This window comes from Pseudomonas sp. K5002, from assembly GCF_013386655.1.
Taxonomy (GTDB): domain Bacteria; phylum Pseudomonadota; class Gammaproteobacteria; order Pseudomonadales; family Pseudomonadaceae; genus Aquipseudomonas.
Window position 1 is genome coordinate 1 of sequence record NZ_JACARK010001058.1, and the last position, 1,764, is coordinate 1,764.

The following is a 1,764-nucleotide window of genomic DNA, read 5'->3' on the forward strand; positions in this document are numbered from 1 at the left end:
CCACCTGGACCACCAACGCCTGGGCTTGCGGCAACAGCGCCGCACCCGCCGCCGTCAGGCTCAGGCGGCGGGTGGTGCGATGCAACAACACCACCGAAAACTGCGCTTCCAACTGGCTGATGCGCTTGGACAGTTGCCCTTTGCTGCAGCCCAGTTGCTGGGCCGCCAAGGTAAAGCTGCCGGCTTCGATCAACACGGCAAACGCGGCGAGGTCATCCATTTCGCTCATGGATTGTTTCCAATTGAAAACCAAAGGTTGCCTATTAGTGCACTTATCCGCGCAAAAAATCACTCTAGACTGAAACCTCACCTACACATCTGGAGGAAGGCACGATGAAAATCCTGTTGATTGGCGCAAGCGGTACCGTGGGTTCGGCGGTGAAGGCAGAACTGTCCCAACGGCATGAAGTGATCAGCATCGGTCGCAAAAGTGGCGACTTCCAGGTCGATATCAGCGACAGCGCCTCGATCCGCAAACTGTTCGAACAGACCGGCAAATTCGACGCACTGATCTGCGCCGCCGGCAGCGTCAACTTCGTGCCCCTGGGCGACATGAGCGAAACCGATTTTGACCTGGGCCTGCAAGACAAGCTGATGGGCCAGGTCAACCTGCTGCTGATTGGCCGCGAGTTCGCCAATGACGGCGCGTCGTTCACCTTCACCAGCGGCATTCTCAACCGCGATCCGATTCGCACCGGTGCTTCGGCTGCCCTGGTCAACGGCGCGCTGGATGCATTCGTGAAAGCCGCTGCGATCGAACTGCCCCGCGGCCTGCGCATCAACTCGGTCAGCCCTACCGTCCTGCTGGAAGCCATGGGCAGCTACGCGCCGTACTTCCGTGGGTACAAACCGGCTCCGGGTGCAGAAGTGGCGTTGGCCTACGCGAAAAGCGTGGAAGGCTTGCAGACCGGGCAGACGTTTATCGTAGGCTGACCAGCCTGAAAAGCCGTCACCGTTGAACCCAGGGCATCCATTTACGGAGCATGTCCTGGGGGACGGAAAACTGTATTTCTCGTGTGTTCAGCACACCCATGACAGTGGCGCCATCACTCACGTTGTAGCCGTCTACGTATGTCGAAACCTGCTTGTTGTAAGCCAGTAAAGTAATTGCAGCCGTGCGGGCCCTGGCCTCCGGGCTCAGCGTGACATTGACCGAAATAAAGTCCGGGCTACTGTCAGGCGTCCTCTTCACGGTGATCGAGATCTCGGTAAAGTCAGTGGCAGAGGAGTACTCCAGCCGCGCCGGTTCACTGCCCAGTGCAGAACCCGTCACCAGTAACAGCCCCCACAGATTCCATCGAATAGTCATCGCGGCTTTCCGAATAAAAGAGAAAGACGTTCCCATGACCGTTCACATCCCTCTATAGGAAAAGTCCCAGCAGGGATGATCGCCCCCGGCACACCTTATTCAACCTGTGTCCCGGGCTTGTGATGCACCGCCAGCCTGCGTAACGTGGCTGCACTTATCAGGAGACCCGATGATGCGTGCCGCCCGTACCCTAGCCTTGTTTGCCCTGCTGCCCCTGTTCGCCGCCTGCCAGATGTTCGATAACGAGCCGGCCAAGCCCTCTCTCGCCGGGATGACCCGCATGCAGGGCGAGTTGACGGCGCAGGGTGACAAACTGCTGTTCCAGCCCTGCAACGACAAACGCAACTACGTGGTCAACGACACCGGTGGCACCAGCATCCTGCAGGAGGCCGCCTCCCTGGCCGGCCAGCAAGGCGCACTGTTTGCCGACCTGCGTGGCAAGTTCTCCGGCGTCG

The 1,764-nt window shown here is 59.3% G+C and carries 3 protein-coding genes and 1 pseudogene; 2 read left to right on the plus strand and 2 right to left on the minus strand.

Annotated elements, in window-relative coordinates; all coding sequences use genetic code 11:
• A partial coding sequence (locus HX846_RS33120) for a LysR family transcriptional regulator (protein WP_178967041.1) occupies positions 1 to 229 on the minus strand: 229 nt, incomplete at its 3' end.
• A gap of 104 nt (positions 230 to 333) precedes the next feature.
• Here HX846_RS33120 and HX846_RS33125 point away from each other — a divergent pair.
• Positions 334 to 933 carry a short chain dehydrogenase gene (locus HX846_RS33125; RefSeq protein ID WP_003211677.1) on the plus strand — a complete coding sequence of 200 codons (600 nt, stop codon included), beginning with the start codon at positions 334 to 336 and terminating at the stop codon, positions 931 to 933.
• A 16-nt stretch (positions 934 to 949) separates the two neighbouring features.
• On the opposite strand, the gene HX846_RS33130 is transcribed toward HX846_RS33125, so the two are convergent.
• A complete protein-coding gene (locus HX846_RS33130) occupies positions 950 to 1,345 on the minus strand; it encodes a hypothetical protein (RefSeq protein WP_008432073.1) in 396 nt (131 codons plus the stop codon).
• 136 nt (positions 1,346 to 1,481) lie between these two features.
• On the opposite strand from HX846_RS33130, the pseudogene HX846_RS33135 reads away from it, so the two are divergent.
• Positions 1,482 to 1,764 (plus strand): annotated as a pseudogene (locus HX846_RS33135) (hypothetical protein); the annotation flags it as partial.

Excerpts from the sequence above, each read along its gene's own strand:
- HX846_RS33125 (WP_003211677.1), top strand. The coding sequence starts at position 334 with ATGAAAATCCTGTTGATTGGCGCAAGCGGTACCGTGGGTTCGGCGGTG.
- HX846_RS33130 (WP_008432073.1), bottom strand. The coding sequence starts at position 1,345 with ATGGGAACGTCTTTCTCTTTTATTCGGAAAGCCGCGATGACTATTCGA.